The organism is Nocardia vulneris (assembly GCF_001613425.1).
Taxonomy (GTDB): Bacteria; Actinomycetota; Actinomycetes; order Mycobacteriales; family Mycobacteriaceae; genus Nocardia; species Nocardia vulneris.
Window position 1 is genome coordinate 20451 of record NZ_BDCI01000052.1, and the last position, 21852, is coordinate 42302.

Genomic DNA, 21852 nt, shown 5'->3' on the forward strand with positions numbered 1-21852 from the left:
CGACATGACCGAACAGGACGTTCTGGCACGCATCAAGGCACTGGTCGAGCAGGAGCACGAGCTCCGCGCACAGGCCACCAAGGGTGAGCTCGATCCCAAGACCGAACGCCGGCAGCTCGCCGAGCTCGAGGTGATGCTGGACCAGGCGTGGGACCTGCTGCGGCATCGCAGGGCACGCATCGACCAGGGCGAGTCCCCGGACGGCGCCGAACCCAGCTCACCGGCACAGGTCGAGGGCTACCTGCAGTAGCCGCGACGATGCCGAGCGAGACGACCGAATACGACGTCATCGTGATCGGTGGCGGACCGGCGGGCGAGAACGCCGCCGCCTACGCGATCGCCGGGAGCGAGCGCACCGCTGTGCTCGTGGAACGCGAACTCGTCGGCGGCGAATGTTCCTACTGGGCCTGCATTCCGAGCAAGGCACTGTTGCGGCCGGGTCATGTGCTCGCCGCCGCGCAGGCGATGGACGGGATCACCGCGACCGGCCTCGACGTCGCCGCCGTGCTGCGGCGCCGTGATTCGTTCGCCGGGCACGACGACTCCTCCCAGGTGAAATGGGCGAACGACAATCGCATCGACGTGGTGCGCGGCACCGGGCGACTCGCCGGTCCGCGCCGCGTCGAGGTCGACGGCCGGACGCTGACCGCGCGCCACGCGGTCGTCCTGGCAACCGGCACCACCGCGAACATTCCCGACATCCCCGGCCTGCGCGACGCGCTGCCGTGGGTCTCCCGCGACGCCACGAATCTGCACGAGGTGCCCGGGCGGGTGCTCGTCATCGGCGGCGGAGTCGTCGCCTGCGAGGCAGCGACCTGGTTGGCCGCGCTCGGCGCGCAGGTCAGCCTGGTCGTGCGCGGCGACAGGGTGCTGACCTCCGCGGAACCGTTCGCGGGCGAACGCGTCGTCGCGGCGCTCACCGAGCGCGGCGTGCGTGTCCTGCTGAACACCACTCCGGTGAGCGTGCGCCGCCCCGGCGCGAAGGACACCGGCGAGGGACGCGTGCACGGCGGCCCGGTCACCGTGCGGCTGCACCGCGCGCAGGGCGAGGACGAGATCGAGGTCGACGAGATCATCGTGGCCGCAGGACGCACCCCGGCCACCGCGGGCCTCGGCTTGGCCGAAGTCGGCCTGCCGGACGGTTATGTCGAGGTCGACGACCAACTGACCGTGCGTGGCGTGGACGGCGACTGGCTGTACTGCGTCGGCGACCTGAACCATCGCGCCGCCCTCACGCATATGGGCAAGTACCAGGCCAGGGTGTGCGGTGACGTGATCGCGGCCCGCGCCGAAGGACGCCCGCTCACCGACGCCCGGTTCGCCGCGAGCGCCGATCACGCGCAGGTCCCCCAGGTGGTGTTCACCGCGCCTGAGGTCGCCGCTGTCGGGCTCACCGAGGCGGCCGCGCGCGCCGCGGGCCACGCCGTCGAGACGGTGGAACTCGATATCGCCGTGGCCGGATCCTCGTTGGCGCGCAACGACTTCGCGGGCCACGCGAAGCTGGTCATCGATCCGGTCACCGACACGCTGCTCGGCGCCACCTTCGTCGGTCCCGAGGTGGGTGAGCAGCTGCACGCGGCCACCATCGCGGTGGTGGGCAAGGTACCGCTGACAACCCTGTGGCACGCAGTGCCCGCGTTTCCCGCCGTGAGCGAGTTCTGGTTACGTCTGTTGGAGGCCCGCCGCGCGTAGCTACCATCGGTGGATGGTGGCATCGACAGATATCCAGACCGCCGACGGAGTCGTCCGGGGTCGTCGTGGCCGCCGCGTGCTGCGCTGGCGGTCCCTCCCCTACGCGGCCGCACCGGTGGGCGACTTGCGCTTTCGCGCCCCACAGCCGGTGGTCCCCTGGGCCGGGGTGCGCGAATGCACCGAATTCGGGTTCGCCGCGATGCAGCACCGCACCGGCGCGCGGATCGGGCCGCGGCGCTACCAGCCCACCAACGAGGACGCGCTGACACTGAATGTCACCGTGCCCGTCACCCCGTCCGCCACGCCGCGTCCGGTACTCGTGTTCATCCACGGGGGCGGGTACCTCATCGGCACGTCGGCGCTGAGCCTCTACTCCGGTGCCCGGCTGGCCCTGCGCGGGGACGTGGTCATGGTGTCGCTGAACTACCGGCTCGGCGCGTTCGGTTACGTCGACTTCAGTGAATTCAGCACTCCGGAGCACACTTTCGAGTCGAACCTGGGGCTGCGCGACCAGGTCGCCGCGTTGCGGTGGGTACGGGCCAACATCGCGGCGTTCGGCGGCGATCCGGACAACGTGACGATCTTCGGCGAATCGGCGGGCGCGCACGCGGTATTGAGCCTGCTCGCCACGCCTGCCGCGAAAGGCCTTTTCCATCAAGCCATTGCACAGAGTCCACCGGCGGACTGGGCGATGACCGCCGAGGACGCCCGGGCCTTCGCGCGCCGGTGCGTCACCGAACTCGGCGCCACCCCGGAGACCGCGGCGCAGACGCTGCGCACCGCGAGCGCCAACGATATTCGGCGCGCGGTCGATCGGAGCAGCGGCCGGGTGCTGCGCGAACATCGCGGCTTGTTCCCGGTCGCGCCGGTGGTCGACGGCGATTTCCTGCCGCAGGCGCCCATCGATGCGATCGTCGACGGCAACGCGCACCGGGTGCCACTGATCATCGGCACCAACCGCGACGAAGGGACGCTGTTCGCGAAGTTCGCCGACTCGCTGCCCACCACGGCGGAGCGCCTGCGGGCCGCGGTCGGTTCCGCCGCGGCCGAATCCCGTATCGCCGCAGCCTATCCCGGGTATCCAGCGGCGCGGGCGGCCGTGCGCGCGGGCGGCGATTTCGTCTTCTGGCGGCCCTCGGTCCGCGTGATGGCGGGGCACAGCAAGTACGCACCCACCTACGCCTACCGCTACGACTTCGCGCCGCGCGCGTTGCAGCTCCTGGGCCTGGGCGCCTCGCACGCCACCGACCTCGTTCCCGTCTTCGGCGGCGGCGAGGCCTCGTTCGGCCTCGCCTTCACCGCGGCGGGTGGCCGGCGCGGGCTACAAGCCGTGACCCGCCAGTTCCAGGACAACTGGCTCGCACTCGCGCGCACCGGCGCGCCGCTGCCGTCCTGGCCGCCCTACACCGAGTCCCGCCGCACGACGCTGATCATCGACTACCCCACGCGCGTCGAGCACGACCCGGACCAGGCCAAACGCCTTGCCTGGCAAGACATCCGAATTCCCACCCTGCGTGCGCGGGCTACTTGAGCAGGCGCGACATCCGGCGGTCGGCCAAGATCTTGCCGCCGGTCTGACAGGTCGGGCAGTACTGGAAGGAACGTTCCGCGTAGGAGACCTCGCGGACGGTGTCGCCGCAGACCGGGCACGGCAGACCGGTCCGCGCGTGCACCCGCATGCCGGAGCGTTTCTCGCCCTTGAGCCGAGCGGCGTCCTGACCGACCGATCGCTGCACAGCGTCGGACAGCACCGCCCGCATCGCCGCGTACAATTCGGAGACCTTGTCCGCCGCAAGGGTTTTGGTATTGGCGAACGGCGATATCCGTGCGGTGTGCAGTATCTCGTCGGAGTAGGCGTTGCCGATGCCCGCCAGCAGGGTCTGATCAACGATCGCGGTCTTGATCCGCTGGGAGGTACCGCGCAGGATCTCGGCGAACTCCTCCTCGGTCACCGCGAGGGCGTCGGGCCCGAGCCGGGCGATGCCGGGGACCAGTTTCGGGTCCTCGACGATGTACACCGCGAGCCGCTTCTTGGTGCCGGCCTCGGTCAGATCGATCGCGGGCGTCGCGCCCTCGGGGGTGAAGAAGTGCACGCGCAACGCCAGCGGACTCTTGCCGCCCGGCTTCGGCGGCGTCTGGCTCGGCTCGTCGATCCAGCGTAACCAGCCGCCCCGGGACAGATGCGTGATCAGCCACAGCCCGCCGCAGTCCATGCCGAGGAATTTGCCCCAGCGGCCCGCACCCGTCACATCCCGGCCGGACAGCGCGGTCACCGCCGGATCGAAGGTCTTCACGGCGCTCAACGCCGCGACATCCACACGCCCCACCACGGCGCCGACCGCATGTTCCCGCAGGAACTGCGCCAACGCCTCCACTTCAGGTAGTTCGGGCACCTGCCCAGGCTACCGGTGACCACCGACATCAGCAGGCCGGTCGGGCCCGCGGGTCAGCCGCGACGCAGCAGGTAGACGTCCATGATCCAGCCTTTTTCGGCACGCAAGCGGGTCCGGCGCTCGACGATCTGCTGTTCGACCTCGCGCAGCGGGCCCGCGATCAAGGTCTCGTCCGGCATGCCGAGATAGGCGCCCCACCAAATGTGCACGTCGTTGCCCGGCACCTCGGTGAACGTGCACTCGCCGTCCAGCATCACCACTGCCGAATCGGCGAGCCCTTCCTCGCGCAGCCGCCGGCCCGTCGTGATGTGCACCGGCTCGCCGATCCGGTGCAGCACCAGCCGATGCCGCGCGGCCAGCGCCTGCACGCTCGTCACGCCCGGGATCACCTCGTAGTCGAACCGCACGGTGCCGCGCGCGAGCACCCGCTCGATCATCCGCAGGGTGCTGTCGTACAGCGACGGATCGCCCCACACCAGGATGCCGCCGACGCCCTCGGCCGCGGCGAACGCCGCCGCCAGCAGCGCGGCCCGGCGCTCGTGCCAGTCCTCGACGACGCCCTGGTAGTCGGCGGGCGCGCGGTCCCGCGGCGGATCGGCGATCTCCACGATCCGATACGGCCGCTCGACGTGCTCGGCCAGGATCGCGGTCCGCACGTCGACCAGCTCCTGTTTCTCCGCGCCCTTGCCGATCACGAAGAAAACGTCGACCTGCCGCAGCGCCTTGACGGCCTGCATCGTCACCTGGTCGGGATCGCCCGCGCCGATGCCGATGACCGAGAGCTTGTGCATGCGCCGAGCTTGCCAAACGCCGCGAAGGCTAGAGTTGGCAGGCGTGGCGACGACCGATACCCAGTACGAGGACCTGCTCCGACTGGTACTCGCATCCGGCACGAACAAGGCGGACCGCACCGGCACCGGCACGCGCAGCGTCTTCGGTCACCAGCTGCGCTATGACCTGTCCAAGGGCTTCCCGCTGATCACCACCAAAAAGGTGCATCTGAAATCGATCGTCTACGAATTGCTGTGGTTTCTGCGCGGCGATTCCAACGCGACCTGGTTGCAGGAGCACGGCGTCTCCATCTGGGACGAATGGGCCGATGCCGACGGCGAACTGGGCCCGGTCTACGGCGTCCAATGGCGATCCTGGCCGACGCCGGACGGCACCCACATCGATCAGATCGCCGAGGTCCTGCAGACGCTGCGCACCAACCCGGACTCGCGGCGCATGCTGGTATCGGCTTGGAACGTCGCGGAATTGGACAAGATGGCGCTGGCCCCCTGCCACGCCTTCTTCCAGTTCTACGTGGCCGACGGGCGGCTGTCCTGCCAGCTGTATCAGCGCAGCGCCGACCTCTTCCTCGGCGTGCCGTTCAATATCGCCAGCTACGCGCTGCTCACCCACATGGTGGCGCAGCAGACCGAGCTCGAGCCCGGCGATTTCATCTGGACCGGTGGCGACTGCCATATCTACGACAACCACCTCGATCAGGTCGGCGAGCAGCTGTCCCGGGATCCGTACCCGTTCCCGACGCTGCGCCTGCGTCCCGCGCCGACGCTGTTCGACTACGTCTACGAGGACGTGGAAGTGGTCGGCTACCAGCATCATCCGGCGATCAAGGCACCGGTCGCGGTGTGAACGACCACGCCCGTATCCGGCAGCACGGCAGCGGCGCCCGCACGATCGGCTTGATCTGGGCGCAGACGCCCGACGGCGTCATCGGCGCCGACAACGCCATCCCCTGGCGGGTGCCCGAGGACATGGCGAACTTCAAGGCCGTCACCATGGGTCACCCGGTGATCATGGGCAGGCGGACCTGGGATTCGCTGCCGCCTCGATTCCGGCCGCTGGTGGGTCGCCGCAACATCGTGGTGACCCGACAGCCCGACTGGGCCGCCGCGGGCGCCGAACGCGCGGGCTCGGTGCCCGAAGCGCTGGCGCTGAGCGGCCAGGACACCGTGTGGATCGCCGGTGGCGGTGAGATCTACCGCGCCGCCATGGCTTTCGCCACCGATCTGCTCGTCACCGAGGTGGACACCGAGGTCGCCGGCGATGCCTACGCGCCCGCCATCGGCCCCGAGTGGAAGGACGCCGACACGTCGCCGTGGCAGGCCTCGACCTCCGGCGTGAACTATCGAATCCGCCGTTATATCCGCAGGTCTGCCGACTGATCGCGGTCGAGTCACCGATCGTCGCGCCGCGCACGACACCGTTCGATCACAGAACGCCGCCACCCTGCAAACCGGACACGAGAGGCTGCGCGGTCGGGCATACTCCAGGGTAAGTGGCGCCCGGGCCCAGTCCGCCCGAGTCCCCGAGCCGATGCGACCAGTCCTCGCACCGGCTGCTGTCATTGCGAAAGGCGGTCCATGGACAAGAAATCGCTGACTGCGGTTGCTCGGCAACAACTCAAGTTGGCCAGCACCGCCACGAGCGGACGCAGTTCGCAGACGATCTACGGCGGTCACGCGAACACCCTGCGCCAGACCGTGGTCGGCCTCAGCGCGGGCCAGAGCCTGGCCGAGCACGACAACGCGGGCGAGGCCACCCTGCTCGTGCTCAGCGGCACGCTCACCCTGATCAGCGGCGCCAACGAGTGGAAGGGCTCGACCGGCGACCTGCTGGTGGTGCCCAAGGCCAGGCACAGCGTCAAAGCCGTCGACGACGTGGCCTTCCTGCTGACGGTCGCCAAGTAGTAGCCGGGGAGCCCGTGCCGCCTGCTCGGTGATCTTGGTACGGGCATTAGGCTCTTGGCTATGAGCGAGCCGCAGTCGATTCTTGAACCGCTCACACCGGCCGCGATCTTCCTCGTGGCCACCATCGACGAGGGCGGCGAGGCGGTCGTGCGGGACACGCTCGCGGATATCGCCGGACTGCGCCGCTCGGTCGGATTCCGCATTCCCGGCGCCGGGCTCAGCTGCGTCACCGCGATCGGCGCCGCCGCCTGGGATCGGCTCTTCGCCGGACCCAAGCCCGCCGAACTGCACGAGTTCCCCGGCTTCGTCGGCGCACAGCACCGCGCCCCCGCCACGCCGGGCGATCTGCTGTTCCACATCCGGGCCCAGAATCAGGACGCCTGTTTCGAGCTCGCCATGACCATCGGCGACCGGCTGGCCGGCGCGGCCACCATCGTGGACGAGACCATCGGCTTCCGCTACTTCGAACAGCGCGACCTGCTCGGGTTCGTGGACGGCACGGAGAATCCCGAGGGCCAGTCGGCCTACGCGGCCGCGCTGGTCGGCGACGAGGATCCCGAATTCCGCGGCGGCAGTTACGTCATCGTGCAGAAGTACCTGCACCCGCTGGCGGACTGGCGGGCGCTGACGGTCGAGCAGCAGGAAAAGATCATCGGCCGTACCAAGCTGGACGATTTCGAGCTCTCCGACGCGGACAAGCCGGCGGACTCGCACGTCGCGGTGAACACCATCGTCGACGCCGACGGCACCGAACGCGAGATCCTGCGCGCCAACATGCCGTTCGGCAGCGTCAAGGACGGCGAATTCGGCACCTACTACATCGCGTACGCGGCCACGCCCAGCGTCACCGAGCTGATGCTGACGCGCATGTTCGTCGGCACCGAAGAGGCGGCCTACGACCGCATCCTCGACTTCTCCATCGCGGTCACCGGCACCTCGTTCTTCGCGCCGACCGTCGATTTCCTCGAAGAACTTCCCCCACCGCCGGACGACACCGCAGCAGCAGAAGACGTGCAGCCCAACGACATCGGCGCTGGCTCACTCGGTATCGGCACGTTGAAAAGGAGCAGGCAGTCATGAACAACCTCCATCGCGAACTCGCGCCGATCACCGACGAGGCATGGTCGGCGATCGAGGAAGAGGCGACGCGCACCTTCAAACGGCATATCGCGGGCCGCCGCGTCGTGGATGTGTCCGGCCCGCACGGTCTGGACTACGCGGCCGTCGGCACCGGGCACACCAGCTCGATCGCGGCGCCCGCCGACGGCGTGCTCGCCCGGCAGCGCGTGGTCGCGCCGCTGGTCGAGTTGCGGGTGCCGTTCCGGTTGTCCCGCGAGGAACTCGACAACGTGGAACGCGGCGCCAAGGACACCGATCTGGATCCGGTGAAGGACGCCGCGCAGAAGATCGCCTTCGCCGAGGACCGGGCCATCTTCGAGGGCTACCCGGCCGCGAATATCACCGGCATCCGGGCGAGTTCGACCAACCAGGCGATCGCGCTGCCCAGCGATCCGCGCCAGGTGCCGGAGTCGGTGGCGCTCGCGTTGAGCGCGCTGCGCCTGGCGGGCGTCGACGGACCGTACTCGGTGCTGTTGAGCGCGGACCTGTTCACGGCGGTCAGCGAGACCTCCGATCACGGGCACCCGATCCGCACCCACATCGAACGCCTCATCCCGGACGGCGAGATCATCTGGGCGCCCGCCATCGACGGCGCGTTCGTGCTCACCACCCGCGGCGGCGACTACGACCTGCGGCTCGGACAGGACCTCTCGATCGGCTATCTGTCCCACGACGCCGAGTCGGTGCAGCTGTACTTCCAGCAGAGCCTCACCTTCCTGGTGTACACGGCCGAGGCCGCGGTCGCGCTCGAATCCTGAGCCGCGCGCGGGCACCGCGGGGCGGTAGCCTGTGCCGCAGCACAGCCGGACACAGGTGAGGTGAGCGATGACGACGGTGCGCGCGGGCGTGGTGCCGGCCCAGCGGGCGGCGCTCTACAGCGTGCTCGGCCTCCTGGTGACCGCCGGACTGTGCGCGGCGGTGGTCGCGCTGTTCGGCATCAACCGGGTATTCACCGGGCTGCTCGCCGGTGCGGTCGCCGGGATCGCGGTGGCCGCCGCGCTGTTCACCCGGGACGCCGTCGTGCTCACCGAGCGCGCGATCTACCGGCGTACGCCGTGGACGCGGTCGAGCATCGACTGGGACCGGGTGGTCGCCGGGCGCTTCACCCTCGACGACCGATCCCGGTGGTCGCTCGCGCTCGATCTGACCGACGGCGCGGAACGCCACGGCGAATTGGTGCTGCTGGCCATCCCGCCGGTGCTCGGTCCGGTGTCCGGCGCCTACGACCTGCGTAAGCGCGAGCAGGTCAACGAGATTCGCGCCCTGCTGCGCAGCAAGCGGGTGCCGATCACCATCCTGCCGGAGATCGCCGGCGCGCTGCAGCAGCACTGGCGGATAGCGCCTCCGGCACACTGAACTGCTCCCCAGTCCGCACGACACCAGTCCGCACGGCACCAGTCCGCACTGCGCCGGTCCTCACTGCGTCTGTTCGAGCACCTGCGCGGCGGCGGCGCGCAGCGCGACCAGGTCGCCCGGCCAGCCGAGCACCCGCAGCGCGGCCTCCGGAATCGTCCGTTCGGCCTCGACCGGCGCCTTGCCCTCGTCCGAACGCATATTGATCACCGTCTCCACCAGCCGGAACGGCAGCGCCGCCGCATCGACGACGCCGCCGCCCGCACCCGCGGCCAGCACCGCGGCGGCCAAATTCTCGTAGTGGCCGCGTAGTTCGTCGCGCCGCAATCGGAACGCGGCGAACCGTGCGGTGCGCAGCTCCGGAAGCAGGTACAGCGCACCGAGATTCCAGCGGGACGCGCAGAGTTGCCGGACGTCGAACCAGGCGAGGGCGTACAGGCGAGCCGCAGGCGGGGCCGACACGTTCCCCAGTCGCTCGGCGAGTTCCAATGGGGCAGCTATGGTTTCGGCAAGCAGCGCATCGAGGATGTCATCCTTGGCGGCGAAGTGGTGGTACAGCGATGCCTGACGGATCCCGACCGCGTCGGCGACCACACGGGTGGAGGTGTTCGCGTAGCCCTTGGTAGTGAAGAGTTCCCCGGCGGCATCCAGGATCTCGGCGCGCGGCGTCTGGCCGCGACGGCGTCGCTGCTCCACCCGAGGACGGCCGGGGCCGAGGTTTGCCACACGTCCATTCTGGCAGGTCGTCACAGGTCGATCCGCCGCGGTACACCGCGGGACAGGCAGCGGAGAGGTTTCTGTCATTCGACAGAAACCTCGGCAACGCAGTTGTTACGGGGGTTGCCGCAAGAGATACATGCGGGTCACCGGAAAAGCGATCGCCACCGCAAAACTGTCATCTGATAGGTATTGGCCGCTCGCCGAAGGACCCTCATGGCCACAACGTTCGCTCCCCCGCCGCCGCCCGACACCAGCCGCGACGGTGCCGACCTCGCCCGGTTCGGCTACCAACCCGTCCTGCATCGCAAGCTGGGCCGCTACGCCTCGTTCGCGGCAGGCTTCTCGTTCGTCTCCATCCTCACCACGATCTTCCAGTTCTTCGGCTTCGGCTATTCGTTCGGCGGCGCCGCCTTCTTCTGGACCTGGCCGCTGGTCTTCGCCGGACAGTTCCTCGTCGCGTTGAATTTCGCCGAACTCGCTGCGCGCTACCCCATTTCGGGCTGTATCTACCAGTGGTCGCGCCGTCTCGGCGGCGAGCTCGTCGGCTGGTTCGCCGGCTGGATGATGGTCATCGCACAGATCGTGACCGCCGCCGCGGCCGCCATCGCGTTGCAGGTGGTGCTGCCGGCCATCTGGCCCGGATTCCAGATCATCGGCACCGACACCGCGCTCACCTCGTCCTCCGGCGCGACCAACGCCGTGCTGCTCGGCAGCATCCTGCTGGTGGGCACGACCACGATCAACGTGCTCGGCATCGACCTCATGTCGCGGATCAACTCGATCGGTGTCACCGTCGAGATCGTCGGCGTACTCGCGATCATCGCGCTCTTCTTCACCCATACCGAGCGCGGGCCCGGCGTGGTGCTGGACACCGCTCAGGCCGTGCCCGGTTCGTACCTGGCCGCCTTCCTGGTCTCCGGTCTGATGGCTGCGTACGTGATGGTCGGCTTCGATTCCGCCGGTGAGCTTTCCGAGGAGACGAAGAATCCGCGCCGGGTGGCGCCGCGCACCATCCTGACCGCGCTCACGGTCTCCGCACTCGGCGGCGGGCTGCTACTGATCGGGGCGTTGATGGCCGCGCCGAGTCTGTCCGACGGCGCGCTGGCCACCGAGGGACTGGCCTACGTGCTGACCTCGAAGTTGGACAGCCCGGCGGGCAAGGTGCTGCTCGGCTGTGTCGCGGTGGCGATCACCGTGTGCACGTTGGCCATTCAGACCGCCGGATCGCGGCTGATGTTCTCGATGGCCCGTGACGGCAAGCTGCCGTTCGCGGCGCGGGTCGCCGCGGTCCATCCCCGGTTCGGCACTCCGGTGCTGCCCGCCGTGATCATCGGCGTGCTCGGGATCGCGCTGCTGGTGCTGAATCTCGGCAATGCCGCGATCTTCGCGACCCTGGCCAGCGTCTGCATCGTCACGCTCTATCTGGCCTACCTGTTGGTCACGGTGCCGCTGCTGGTGCGCCGGTTCCGGGGCATGCCCGCCGACGAGCCCACCGAGCAGCGGCTGTTCAGCCTGGGCCGCTTCGGGATTCCGGTGAACGTGCTCGCCGTGCTGTGGGGCGTCGCGATGGCGGTGAATCTGGCCTGGCCGCGCGCCGAGGTCTATACGCCGAACGGCGGCAGCTGGTGGATGCGCTGGGCCGCACCGCTGTTCGTGCTGCTGGTGATCGCCGTCGGTGTCGTCGTGCACCGACTGGTCACCGGCACGCTCCGGTCCGCCGAGAACCGGGAACCCACAACACCTTCCGCATGAGCCCCGGCGCGGTGGCGGTGCTCGCCACCACCGCGCAGGCGGATATCCGTACGACCGCACCCTCGAAAGGGAGCAATCATGACGAACACCGCATCGACCTCCGGCGCCAGAGCGCACGCGCGCGCACAAGCCGCCGCGGCGACGGTCGCCGAACCGGATCTGCCCACCGGCATCGATCCGGCGCGAATCACCTTCGCCCAGCGTGTTCCGCCACAGGGCTACACCGGCCTCGTGCTCGGCCGCGGCACCCGGGTCCGGCTGGCCGACCCGGCCGGCGCCGCGTGCGCGCATCTGCTGCTCCTGCGCGCCGACGCGCCGTGGGAGCGGCTGAACGTCGCCGACACCGTCAAGGTGCCGTGGCAGGCCTATCTCGGTGACGGGCATCCGCTCCTGTCCGACCAGGGACGCATCCTCGCCACGGTGCTCGCCGATACGTCGGGCAGGCACGACGCCCTGTGCGGCCCGACCGCCGCGGCGCGGCAGCTGTTGCGCCTGGCCGGGGCCAAACACGGTCTGGCGCCGCGCGATATCGGTCCGACGGTGTCGTTCTTCCGCGGCGTCCGGGTGGCCGCCGATGGCACGCTGACCGCCACCGGCAGCGCCGCCCCCGGCTCCTCGGTCGAACTGCTGCTGCACCTGCCGGTGACGCTGCTCGTCGCCAACTCCGCCCACCCGCTCGACGACCGCGCGGCCACGGACCTCGATGTCGTGGCCTGGACGGCACCCGGGGATCTCGCCGTCTCGCACAGCACCGACCCGGAATACCAACGAGCCGTGCAGAACACCGAACAGGTCTGGACCGCAGCGCGCACCCCGGAGGTAGCGGAATGAACACCACCCCGTCCCGTCGCACGGTGCTCGACGACCTCGTGCCCGCGCGTGCGCCCTGGTCCGCGGTGGTGGCCGCCGGCGACCAGCTGGAGATCATCGACCTGCACGGCAATCAGGCCGTCGACTGCCTGCTGTACTCGGCGGCCGATCACACCGACCGCTACAGCGCCCAGGCCACCGTCGCCGCGCAACGCAACATCTTCCTCACCACCGGCAGCGTGCTGCGCACCGACGCGGGCACCGCGCTGATGACGATCGTCGCCGACGAGGTCGGCAACCATGACACCCTCGCCGGCGCCTGCTCGCAAGAGTCGAACACGCTCCGCTACGGACAGCACACCCGGCACCAGCACGCCTGCGTGGAGAACTTTCTCACCGCGGCGCTGCCCTGGGGCCTGGGCAAGCGCGACCTGGTGTCGAACATCAACTGGTTCATGAACGTTCCGGTGGAGGCCGACGGCACGCTCGGCATCGTCGACGGATTGTCCGCGCCGGGAAAGAAAGTCACGCTGCGTGCGGAGATCGACACCCTGGTCCTGGTCTCCAACTGTCCCCAGATCAACAACCCCTGCAACGGTTTCGACCCGACGCCGGTGCGCATGGTGGTGACACGATGAGTACTGCGGCCGCACCCGCGCTCTCGTACGGCGGCGACGAGACGGTCACCGCGTCCGTCGCGCCGACCCCACCGACGATCGAGGTGGTGCGCCCGGGGGCGCTTACGACAGTGCAGGATTGGCCAGGCAGAGTCGGATACTGGCATATCGGGGTACCGCCGTCCGGCCCGATGGACGACCTGTCGTTCCGGCTCGGCAATCGGGTCCTCGGCAACGCCGAGGGCGCGCCCGGGCTGGAATGCACGCTCAGCGGCCCCGCCCTACGGTGCACGACCCCGACGTGGGTGTGCGTCACCGGCGCGCCGGCCGACGTGACGGTGGACGGGGTGCCGATCGAGCAGTGGCGGACCGTGCGGGTCCCCGCCGGTGGCGTCCTCGACGTCGGTGCGGTTCGAGGACCGGGCATGCGCACCTACATCCTGCTGGCCGGCGGTATAGAGGTGCCCGAATACCTGGGCAGCGCGGCCACTTTCACCCTCGGCCGGTTCGGCGGCAGCGGCGGAACCGCCCTGCGCGCCGCGACGGTGTTATCGCTCGGCGCGCCGCGCGGTCGGATCGCCGCCGCCGTGCCGATGGAGGCGCAGCCGGTGCTCACGCACCGCTGGGAACTCGCCGTGACCGAAGGGCCGCACGGCGCACCGGAATTCTTCACCCGCACGGACTTCGACACCATCATCGGCACCGACTACACGGTGCACTTCAATTCCGACCGCACCGGCGTCCGATTGGTCGGGCCCAAACCGGACTGGGCTCGCTCCGACGGCGGCGAGGCCGGCCTGCATCCGTCCAACATCCATGACACGCCGTATTCGGTTGGCGCACTGGACTTCACCGGAGACACCCCGATTCTGCTCGGTCCCGACGGCCCCAGTCTCGGCGGTTTCGTCTGCCCGGTCACCGTGGTCGCGGCCGACCGCTGGAAACTCGGGCAGCTCGCGCCGGGCGACACCGTCCGGTTCGTGCCCATCCGCAGCGATCGTGCCGCCTCCGTGCGCGAGCTGGGTCCAGCCCGCCGGGCGAACTGGCAGACGGTGTTCTCGGCGGGCGGCGACGGCGACGACGGTGTGCTCCGCCGCACCGACGTGGACGACGAGACCGGTGTCACCTATCGCCGCGCCGGTGACGACGCCGTACTCGTCGAATACGGCACGATGACCTTGGATCTCGCCCTCCGCGCCCGCGTGCATGCCCTGCACCTGCATCTGCTCGCCGCCGCGGTGCCCGGCGTGACCGAGCTGACGCCGGGGATTCGCTCGCTCCAGATCCGGGTGGACCCGCAGGCCCTGCCCGTACCGCGCTTGCTCGCACTGCTCGCCGAGGCCGAACGGCACCTGCCCGCCGCCGACGAGCTGGTCGTGCCCAGCCGGACCGTGCATCTGCCGCTGTCCTGGGACGATCCGGCCACCCGCGAGGCCATCACCCGGTACATGCACGGGGTACGCGCCGACGCGCCGTGGTGTCCGTGGAACATCGAGTTCATTCGCCGCGTGAACGGATTGGCCTCGGTCGCAGACGTTTACGACACCGTCTTCGATGCCGAGTATCTCGTGCTCGGCCTCGGTGACGTCTACCTCGGCGCGCCGGTCGCCACCCCCACCGATCCCCGGCACCGCCTGGTCACCACCAAGTACAACCCGGCCCGCACCTGGACGCCGGAGAACGCCGTCGGCATCGGCGGCGCCTACCTCTGCATCTACGGCATGGAGGGGCCGGGCGGCTACCAGTTCGTCGGCCGCACTACACAGGTGTGGAACCACCACGCGGTCGAACACACCGGTCGCCCCGGGGCGGACCGCGACCCTTCGGGGGCGCAAACCCCTTGGCTACTGCGCTATTTCGACCGGATCCGGTGGTATCCGGTGAGTGCAGACGAATTACTGGACCTGCGAGCGGATTTCGCGGCGGGCAAGGTCGGGGTGCGAGCCGAGGACGGCGAGTTCCGCCTCGCCGAGCACCGCGGCTTCCTCGCCGCGCAGGAGGATTCGATCACCGCTTTCCGCGCGACGCAGGCAGCCGCCTTCGCCGCCGAACGCGACTCGTGGCGGCGGGCCGGCGAACTCGCCGCCGGATAGCGGGCTACCAGCCGAAAAGCTCCGCCATCTCGATCGATTCGTCGTCCCACGCACGCTCGATCGCCTCGCGCTCGCCCTCCGGCAGTTCGGGTGCCCACCCACAGCGGCGCCAGAAGTCTTCGCGATGTTCCTGGCTGAGCGGTCTCGGTTTCTCCATGCTGTACCTCACCGACGGTCCTGCCCCCGATTGTGGGCCTGCTCCCGCGACGACATGCCGGAACAGGCCCACAGACTTCGGTTTTCAGCGCAGGTCGCGGAAGAACTCGCGAATATCGGTGGTGAGCAATACCGGTTCCTCCAGGGCCGCGAAGTGGCCGCCGCGGTCGACGTCGTGCCAGCGGGTGATGTTGTGCTCGGTCTCGGAGTACCTGCGGATGCCGATGTCATGGGCGAAGACCAGCGCCGCGGTCGGCACGCCGGAGCTGGTCTTCGTCTCGCCCCAGCCGCCTTCCTGTGCATAGCCGACGTAGGCGGACGAGCCCGCGGTGCCGTTGAGCCAGTACAACATCACGTTGGTGAGCAGCCGGTCGCGATCGATGATCTTGTCCGGGTCGATGTTTCGCGGATGCGTCCACTCGCGGAACTTGTCCATGATCCAGGCCAGCTGCCCCACCGGCGAATCGACCAGCCCGTAGGCCAGCGTCTGCGGCCGGGTGGACTGGATCGCGATGTAGCCGAACTCCTCCTGCATGAACGCCTCGATCCGGGCGATCCGATCCCGTTCGATCTCGCTCAGGCTCGCCAGCTCCGCTTCGGCGAGCGGCAGCGGCGGCATCGGGCCGGGCCCGCCGTTGACGTGCACGCCCGCAACGTTTTCCGGTGCGACCCGGCCCACCTCGGGGCTCACTGCGGCGCCGATATCGCCACCCTGCACGCCGTAGTGCGGATAGCCGAGCCTGCGCATGAGTTCGGCCCAGGCTCCGGCGATCCGCTCGACCGTCCAACCCGCCTCGGTCACCGGACCCGAGAAGCCGAAGCCCGGCAGCGACGGAATCACCAGGTGGAATGCGTCTTTCGGATCCCCGCCGTGCGCCCGCGGATCCGACAGCGGCCCGATCACATCGAGGAACTCGACCACCGAGCCCGGCCAGCCGTGCGTCATCAGCAGCGGCAGCGCGTCCGCCTCGGGCGAGCGCACGTGCAGGAAGTGGATGGTCTGCCCGTCGATCTCGGTCAGGTACTGCGGGTAGGAGTTGAGCGTGGCCTCCGCGGCCCGCCAGTCGTATCCGGTCCGCCAGTAGTCCACCATTCCGCGCAGCCAGCTCGTCGGCACGCCGGTATCCCAGCCGTCGCCGGGCAGCGGGGCGGGCAGCCGTGCGCTGTCGAGCCGGGTGCGCAGGTCGTCGAGCTGCTGCTGGGGGATGTCGATGCGGAATTCGCGGATCTCGTTGCTCATGAGATAAACGTTAGAACGCACCTAGGACAGCTTTTGCCCTAGCTATCGCGCATACTCGAATTCATGTTGGAAACCTCCGCCCGACTGCTCCGCCTGCTCTCGCTGTTGCAGACGCCGCGCGACTGGACCGGCACCGAACTGGCCGAACGCCTCGAGGTGGACGTGCGCACTGTCCGGCGGGACATCGACAAGCTGCGCAACCTCGGCTATCCCGTGGACGCCACCGCCGGTATCGCGGGATACCGGCTCGGGGCGGGCGCGAAACTGCCGCCGCTGCTGCTCGACGACGACGAGGCGGTGGCCGTCGCGATCGGGTTGCGCACCGCGGCGGGCGGCACCATCACCGGTATCGAGGACAGCTCGCTGCGGGCGCTGACCAAACTCGAGCAGGTGCTGCCCTCGCGCCTGCGGCACCGGGTGAGCCTGCTGCAATCGGTCACCGTCACGGTGGCCGCGGGCGGGCCGACCGTCGACCCGGACACGCTCACCGCGATCGCGGGCGCGATCCGGGACAGCCACCGGCTCCGGTTCGACTACCGGAGCCACGACGGCACCGCGTCTTTGCGGACCACCGAGCCACATCGCCTGGCACACACCGGCCGCCGCTGGTACCTGATCGGCTGGGACGTCGACCGCGCCGACTGGCGCACCTACCGGGTCGACCGGCTGCATCCCCGGATCCCGACCGGCCCGCGCTTCACCCCGCGCGAGGCGCCCGACGCGGACCTGTCCGGCTATCTGACGCAGGGCGTGACGAATTCGCCGTATCGGTATTCCGCACGCGTCACCCTCGGTGTCCCCGCCGAGGTTGCGGCAGACCGCATCTCGCCGACGGTCGGCGTCCTCGAGGCGATCGACGCCGAATCGTGCACGCTGCGCGTCGGCGCCGATTCACTCGACGAAATGGCCATCTATCTGGCGACTTTCGGCTTCCCGTTCCATGTGCACGAACCACCGGAACTCGTCGCTCATGTCCGCACGCTCGCCCAGCGCTTGCTGGAATCCGTGGACTGACCCGCGCTGTTCAGCCCCGGCGGCGCTGCTGCGCGATGAATCACGCGGCGAACCGCAGCGACGTTCACACCACGATCACCGTTTTGCCCTGGGCGTGCCCGTCGATGACGTGCTGGACCGCGGCCGCGGCCTGTGCCAGCGGATGGTGCTGCTCGATCAAGGGGCGCACCTTGCCCGCGGCGATGAGGTCGGCGAGATAGTCGAGGTCGCTTCGTTGCGGGCGCATGAGGTGCACCGCGATCCGCTGGCGCACGAACAGGTTGGCCAGCAGCATCTTTCCCATCCAGACGACGGGCCCCGCCCAGTTACCGCCGGGCGCGCCCGCGGACGAGACGAACACCCCCTTCGGGGTGAGCACCCGACGACAGTCCCGAAGCGTCCGGTTGCCGACAAGGTCGAGCAACACGTCATACCGCGCCGCGCCGACGGTGAAATCGGCTGCGGTGTAGTCGATCACGTGATCCGCACCGAGCGTCCGGACCGCGGCCAGATGGCGGGTGCTGCACACCGCGGTCACCTCCGCGCCGAGCGCCTTGGCGAGTTGGACCGCGAACGTGCCGACGCCGCCGGAGGCGCCGTTGACCAGCACCCGCTGCCCGGCGCGCAGCCGCCCGGCGTCGCGCAGCCCCTGCAACGCCGTCATGCCCGAATCCGGCACGGCGGCAAGCTCTTCGAAACTCGCACCGGCCGGCGCCGGGGCGAGGCGCTGTGCGGATACACAGGCGTACTCGGCGAAGGCGCCCGACCCGACCTGACCGAAAACCCGGTCTCCGGGCCGGAATCCGGCGACACCCGCGCCGACCGCGACCACCTCGCCGGCCAGATCGTGCCCGATCACCGGATCCTTGGGCCGGCGCAGGCCGAATCCGAGGCGCAGCAGGTAGGGCGTACCGGTGAGCAGGTGGGCATCGCCCTGACACACCGCGGCGGCCCGGACCCGGACCAGCACCTCACCCGCGCGCGGGTTCGGCCGGGCGACCCGTTCGATCCGGAGCACCTCACCGGTGCCGTAACGCGGTGCGACGACCGCCGCCATCTCGGCGACTTCCACGATGGGGTCCTTGATCTCGGACATTGGTTTTCCTCGCTGGAACGGAGACTTACAGCGTAAGTCGCTCGTCTCGGACGGTACGCTTACACCGTAAGTACGTCAACCGAGAGGGCCCATGCCCAAGCCAACCGCCGCCCGCGCCCCACTGAACCGCGAAAAGGTGCTGCGTGCCGCGCTCAGCGTCGCCGACGAGCAGGGACTCGCCGCGCTGTCCATGCGCAAGCTGGCCCAACTGCTCGGCGTCGAGGCGATGTCGCTGTACAACCACGTCGCCAACAAGGACGACCTGCTCGACGGCCTCGCCGATCTGGTGATCGCCGAGATGGCCGTGCCCAGCATCGGCGGCGATTGGAAAGCGGCCATGCACGCCCGCGCGACCTCCGCGCACGAGGTACTACTGCGACACCCGTGGGCCACCGGACTCATCGGCTCCCGCCTCAACGTGGGCCCGGCCATGCTGCGCTACATCGACGCCACCGTCGGCTGCCTGCACGCCGCGGGCTTCTCGTATCAACTCGCCGACCGCGCCTGGAACGCGATGGACAGCCACATCTACGGCTTCACCATGCAGGAGTCGAACTTTCCACTGCAACCCGACGAATACGTCTCCGCCGCAGCGCATTTCCTGCCCCGGATACCGGCGGATCAGTTCCCGTACATGAACGCGTTGTCCCAGCTGGTGATCGACGGAAAGCACACCGGGATAGCGGATTTCGAGTTCGGCCTGAACCTGATCCTGGACGGGCTGGAGCGTCTGCTCGCCGGGTCCGACGGTGCGTCGGCGCAGGTCAGTCGACGCCCGCGGTCGCCTCGGGATTGACCGTGTCGCGCACGACGCGCAGAGCGGTGACGAGCCCCGCCAGCTGCTCGGGGGTCAGCAACCCGGTCAACCAGCGGTCCACCGCGTCCAGATAGTCGGGCAGCACCTCGGCGAGCCGCTGCGCGCCCGCCGCGGTGAGCACCGCGTAGGCGCTGCGCCGATCGCCGGGATCGAGTTCGCGTTCGACCAGTCCCGCGCGCGCGAGCCGGTCGACGAGCCGGGTCACGCCGCTGGTGGACAGCGCGGCCTGGGTCGCGAGGTCGGACATGCGCAGTCGCCGGTCCGGCGAACGACTCAGGCGCATGAGCGCATTCAGGTCCATGCCGGACAGCCCGTGCGCCCGCCAGGTCGGCTCCAACCTGGCCACTACGCCCGCGTGCGCCTCGAACAGCAGCCCCATCGTGGTCAGCCGGGGATCGTCGAACAGGTCCGTGTCCATATCGCCAACCTACCGGAAGTAGTTGACACAGGGATAATTGACACGGGGAATATGTGGTTGTAGAAATATGCCGACGCATTATTCCTCGCAGCAACTAATGGAGCTCTCGATGTCTGACACCACCCACTGGGTCGCCGGCTTCCGTTCCGCGGTCATCAGCCCCTACGAGCAGGTCAAGCTCGCCGAATCGCGGGCATTCGCCGACGAGACCGTCCGCCAGGTACTGCACCTGGCCGGCGGCGGTGACCAGCTCCGGATCCGGCTGACCAATCTGTTCGGACGCGACGCGCTGGTCATCGGCGCCGCCCGGGTCGCGCTGCGCAAAGCGGGCAGCGCGATCGTCACGGAAACCGATGTCGCACTGCACTTCTCCGGCGCACCGCGGTCGGCGATTCCGGCGGGCGGCGAACTCGTCAGCGATCCGGTCGCGCTGGCCGTCGCTCCGGGTGACGACCTGATGCTCAGCGTCTATCTACCCGAGCAGACCGGACTCGCGACCTTCTCGCACCAGCCCGCCGAGATCGCCTACATCGCGGCCGGAAACGTCGCCGCAGCGCCGGAACTCGCCGCGTCCGAAGAGTTTCCCGCCCGGTTCTATGTCTCCGGCGTGGATGTGGCCGTGGGCGCGGACATCCCGGTCGCCGTGGCGTTCGGCGACTCCTGGTTCGAAGGCGTCGGCACGACCGTGAGCGCGAATCGGCGCTCGGTGGACGTACTGAACAGCAGGCTCGACCGGGGCTGGGCAGTAAACCAGGGCATCGCCGGAAATCGCTTGCTCACCAATGAGATCGGCGCGCCCGGCTGGATGCGCTTCGACCGCGACGTGCTGAGCGTTCCCGGTGCGACGGCCGTGCTGTTCAACTTCGGCATCAACGACCTGATCCTCGGCGGCATGTCCGGCGAGCCGCCCGCCACGGCCGACGAGCTGATCGCGGGCTTCACCGCGCTGGCTCGCCGCGCCCGCGAAGCGGGGCTGACCGTGCACGCCGCCACCATCGGCCCGTACGCAGGCGTCATCTACCCGGGCATGCCCGTCGCCGAGACCGTGCAAACTCGCCATGCGGTCAACGAATGGTTGCGCACCACAGACCTTTTCGACACCGTCTTCGATGTCGCCCGGGCCGTGGAGGATCCGGCTCGGCCGGACTTCATCCGTTCGGACTACGACTGCGGCGACGGTATGCACCTCAACGATGCCGGGGCGCGGGCCATGGCCGAAACCATCGACACCAGCGCTCTGTTTCGCTGAGCCGAGCACGAGAATCACCCCCGGGGCAGGTCGCCGGCCGCCTTGATCGCCAGATCCAGCGCGCCGTCGACCGCATCCTGGAAGGTCTTGTCCGCCCGCATGGCCGCCCGCCCTCCCGCGAACAGGGCGCCGCACAGTCCACCGACCAGGATCGCGGCCCGCACCTCGTCCAGTTCGGCCGGGAACGCCTCGGCCAACGCCCGCGCCAGGCGATCTTCCACTTCGAACAGGCGCTGCAGGGTCGCGGCGCGCAACGACGGGACCGACATCAACAACCGGATCCGGGTCGCCTCGAGTGCGCCCGACGGATCGCGGGGACCACCCGCCATTTCGCGCAGCATCGCCCGCATCGCCTCGGCGAGCACCGCACCGACCTGCGCGTCCGCCGGTCGCGCCGCGATCGATGCGAGTCCGACATCGAGCAGGCCACCGCCCTCGGCGAAGAGCACCGCCTCCTTCGTCGGGAAGTGGTTGAAGAAGGTGGCAGGCGAAACATCGGCTGCCGCAGCGATTTCGGTAACCGTCGTGGCGTCGTAGCCGCGCGTCTCGAACAGCCGGTACGCCGCCTCGGCGATCGCGCTCCTGGTCCGCTGCTTCTTGCGTTCACGCAGCCCCGGTTCACCCATGCCGGAAGCTTA

Annotated in this window: 24 protein-coding genes; 16 read left to right on the forward strand and 8 right to left on the reverse strand. The window is 69.4% G+C overall.

What is annotated here, in order from left to right; genetic code table 11:
* Positions 1-4: 4 nt before the first annotated feature.
* From NVU01S_RS40210 to NVU01S_RS40220, 3 genes are read left to right on the forward strand one after another with little or no spacing between them, the layout of a single operon-like run.
* Positions 5-250, forward strand: a complete 246-nt coding sequence (locus NVU01S_RS40210; protein WP_014988351.1) for a DUF2630 family protein — start codon at positions 5-7, stop codon at positions 248-250.
* Positions 251-258: 8 nt separating this feature from the next.
* A complete protein-coding gene (locus NVU01S_RS40215; protein WP_043672846.1) occupies positions 259-1692 on the forward strand; it encodes a dihydrolipoyl dehydrogenase family protein in 1434 nt (477 codons plus the stop codon).
* 13 nt (positions 1693-1705) lie between these two features.
* Positions 1706-3223 carry a carboxylesterase/lipase family protein gene (locus NVU01S_RS40220; RefSeq protein WP_043672843.1) on the forward strand — a complete coding sequence of 506 codons (1518 nt, stop codon included), beginning with the start codon at positions 1706-1708 and terminating at the stop codon, positions 3221-3223.
* On the opposite strand, the gene NVU01S_RS40225 is transcribed toward NVU01S_RS40220, so the two are convergent.
* On the reverse strand, positions 3216-4085 hold the full coding sequence (locus tag NVU01S_RS40225) for an Fpg/Nei family DNA glycosylase (protein ID WP_043672840.1): 870 nt from the start codon (positions 4083-4085) through the stop codon (positions 3216-3218). The genes NVU01S_RS40220 and NVU01S_RS40225 overlap by 8 nt on opposite strands.
* A 53-nt stretch (positions 4086-4138) precedes the next feature.
* Complete coding sequence (cobF, locus tag NVU01S_RS40230) at positions 4139-4876, reverse strand: precorrin-6A synthase (deacetylating) (RefSeq protein ID WP_043672837.1); 738 nt, start codon at positions 4874-4876, stop codon at positions 4139-4141.
* Between cobF and NVU01S_RS40235 the strand changes: the two genes are divergently transcribed.
* From NVU01S_RS40235 to NVU01S_RS40260, 6 genes are all read left to right on the forward strand, one after another.
* Positions 4875-5723 carry a thymidylate synthase gene (locus NVU01S_RS40235; protein WP_052280746.1) on the forward strand — a complete coding sequence of 283 codons (849 nt, stop codon included), beginning with the start codon at positions 4875-4877 and terminating at the stop codon, positions 5721-5723. The two genes, cobF and NVU01S_RS40235, sit on opposite strands and share 2 nt — an antisense overlap.
* The gene (locus tag NVU01S_RS40240; RefSeq protein ID WP_082032105.1) at positions 5720-6256 is read left to right on the forward strand and encodes a dihydrofolate reductase; all 537 of its coding nucleotides are present in this window, start codon (positions 5720-5722) and stop codon (positions 6254-6256) included. Before NVU01S_RS40235 ends, NVU01S_RS40240 begins: the two co-directional genes overlap by 4 nt.
* 198 nt (positions 6257-6454) lie before the next feature.
* Positions 6455-6781, forward strand: a complete 327-nt coding sequence (locus tag NVU01S_RS40245; protein WP_014988358.1) for a cupin domain-containing protein — start codon at positions 6455-6457, stop codon at positions 6779-6781.
* 60 nt (positions 6782-6841) lie between these two features.
* Positions 6842-7861, forward strand: a complete 1020-nt coding sequence (locus tag NVU01S_RS40250) for a Dyp-type peroxidase (RefSeq protein WP_014988359.1) — start codon at positions 6842-6844, stop codon at positions 7859-7861.
* Positions 7858-8658 carry a family 1 encapsulin nanocompartment shell protein gene (locus NVU01S_RS40255; RefSeq protein WP_043672830.1) on the forward strand — a complete coding sequence of 267 codons (801 nt, stop codon included), beginning with the start codon at positions 7858-7860 and terminating at the stop codon, positions 8656-8658. Before NVU01S_RS40250 ends, NVU01S_RS40255 begins: the two co-directional genes overlap by 4 nt.
* A gap of 67 nt (positions 8659-8725) precedes the next feature.
* Positions 8726-9256 (forward strand): hypothetical protein, encoded by a 531-nt coding sequence (locus NVU01S_RS40260; RefSeq protein ID WP_043672828.1) that lies wholly within the window; start codon positions 8726-8728, stop codon positions 9254-9256.
* 60 nt (positions 9257-9316) lie between these two features.
* Here the strand turns inward: NVU01S_RS40260 and NVU01S_RS40265 are convergent, their stop codons facing one another.
* Positions 9317-9979 (reverse strand): TetR/AcrR family transcriptional regulator, encoded by a 663-nt coding sequence (locus tag NVU01S_RS40265; RefSeq protein ID WP_043672825.1) that lies wholly within the window; start codon positions 9977-9979, stop codon positions 9317-9319.
* Between the two features lie 207 nt (positions 9980-10186).
* On the opposite strand from NVU01S_RS40265, the gene NVU01S_RS40270 reads away from it, so the two are divergent.
* The 4 genes from NVU01S_RS40270 (at position 10187) to NVU01S_RS40285 (ending at position 15245) form a co-directional block, all read left to right on the forward strand.
* The gene (locus tag NVU01S_RS40270; protein WP_043672822.1) at positions 10187-11725 is read left to right on the forward strand and encodes an amino acid permease; all 1539 of its coding nucleotides are present in this window, start codon (positions 10187-10189) and stop codon (positions 11723-11725) included.
* Between the two features lie 78 nt (positions 11726-11803).
* Entirely contained in the window at positions 11804-12556 is a 753-nt protein-coding gene (locus NVU01S_RS40275) for a DUF1989 domain-containing protein (protein WP_043672819.1), read from the forward strand.
* Positions 12553-13173 carry an urea amidolyase associated protein UAAP2 gene (locus NVU01S_RS40280; protein WP_043672816.1) on the forward strand — a complete coding sequence of 207 codons (621 nt, stop codon included), beginning with the start codon at positions 12553-12555 and terminating at the stop codon, positions 13171-13173. Before NVU01S_RS40275 ends, NVU01S_RS40280 begins: the two co-directional genes overlap by 4 nt.
* Positions 13170-15245 (forward strand): 5-oxoprolinase/urea amidolyase family protein, encoded by a 2076-nt coding sequence (locus NVU01S_RS40285; protein ID WP_244467305.1) that lies wholly within the window; start codon positions 13170-13172, stop codon positions 15243-15245. Before NVU01S_RS40280 ends, NVU01S_RS40285 begins: the two co-directional genes overlap by 4 nt.
* Before the next feature lie 4 nt (positions 15246-15249).
* On the opposite strand, the gene NVU01S_RS44435 is transcribed toward NVU01S_RS40285, so the two are convergent.
* Entirely contained in the window at positions 15250-15402 is a 153-nt protein-coding gene (locus NVU01S_RS44435) for a hypothetical protein (RefSeq protein ID WP_167829398.1), read from the reverse strand.
* 84 nt (positions 15403-15486) lie between these two features.
* Positions 15487-16641 carry an epoxide hydrolase family protein gene (locus NVU01S_RS40290; RefSeq protein WP_043672810.1) on the reverse strand — a complete coding sequence of 385 codons (1155 nt, stop codon included), beginning with the start codon at positions 16639-16641 and terminating at the stop codon, positions 15487-15489.
* A gap of 63 nt (positions 16642-16704) precedes the next feature.
* Between NVU01S_RS40290 and NVU01S_RS40295 the strand changes: the two genes are divergently transcribed.
* Entirely contained in the window at positions 16705-17655 is a 951-nt protein-coding gene (locus NVU01S_RS40295; RefSeq protein ID WP_043672807.1) for a helix-turn-helix transcriptional regulator, read from the forward strand.
* Between the two features lie 64 nt (positions 17656-17719).
* Here the strand turns inward: NVU01S_RS40295 and NVU01S_RS40300 are convergent, their stop codons facing one another.
* Positions 17720-18730 (reverse strand): NAD(P)-dependent alcohol dehydrogenase, encoded by a 1011-nt coding sequence (locus NVU01S_RS40300; protein ID WP_156161638.1) that lies wholly within the window; start codon positions 18728-18730, stop codon positions 17720-17722.
* 91 nt (positions 18731-18821) lie between these two features.
* Here NVU01S_RS40300 and NVU01S_RS40305 point away from each other — a divergent pair, with 91 nt between their 5' ends.
* Positions 18822-19526 carry a TetR/AcrR family transcriptional regulator C-terminal domain-containing protein gene (locus tag NVU01S_RS40305; protein WP_082032104.1) on the forward strand — a complete coding sequence of 235 codons (705 nt, stop codon included), beginning with the start codon at positions 18822-18824 and terminating at the stop codon, positions 19524-19526.
* On the opposite strand, the gene NVU01S_RS40310 is transcribed toward NVU01S_RS40305, so the two are convergent.
* On the reverse strand, positions 19495-19965 hold the full coding sequence (locus NVU01S_RS40310) for a MarR family winged helix-turn-helix transcriptional regulator (protein WP_043672804.1): 471 nt from the start codon (positions 19963-19965) through the stop codon (positions 19495-19497). The two genes, NVU01S_RS40305 and NVU01S_RS40310, sit on opposite strands and share 32 nt — an antisense overlap.
* Positions 19966-20074: 109 nt before the next feature.
* Between NVU01S_RS40310 and NVU01S_RS40315 the strand changes: the two genes are divergently transcribed.
* The gene (locus tag NVU01S_RS40315; protein WP_244467304.1) at positions 20075-21214 is read left to right on the forward strand and encodes a GDSL-type esterase/lipase family protein; all 1140 of its coding nucleotides are present in this window, start codon (positions 20075-20077) and stop codon (positions 21212-21214) included.
* Between the two features lie 14 nt (positions 21215-21228).
* Here the strand turns inward: NVU01S_RS40315 and NVU01S_RS40320 are convergent, their stop codons facing one another.
* Positions 21229-21840 (reverse strand): TetR/AcrR family transcriptional regulator, encoded by a 612-nt coding sequence (locus NVU01S_RS40320; RefSeq protein WP_043672799.1) that lies wholly within the window; start codon positions 21838-21840, stop codon positions 21229-21231.
* Positions 21841-21852: the final 12 nt, after the last annotated feature.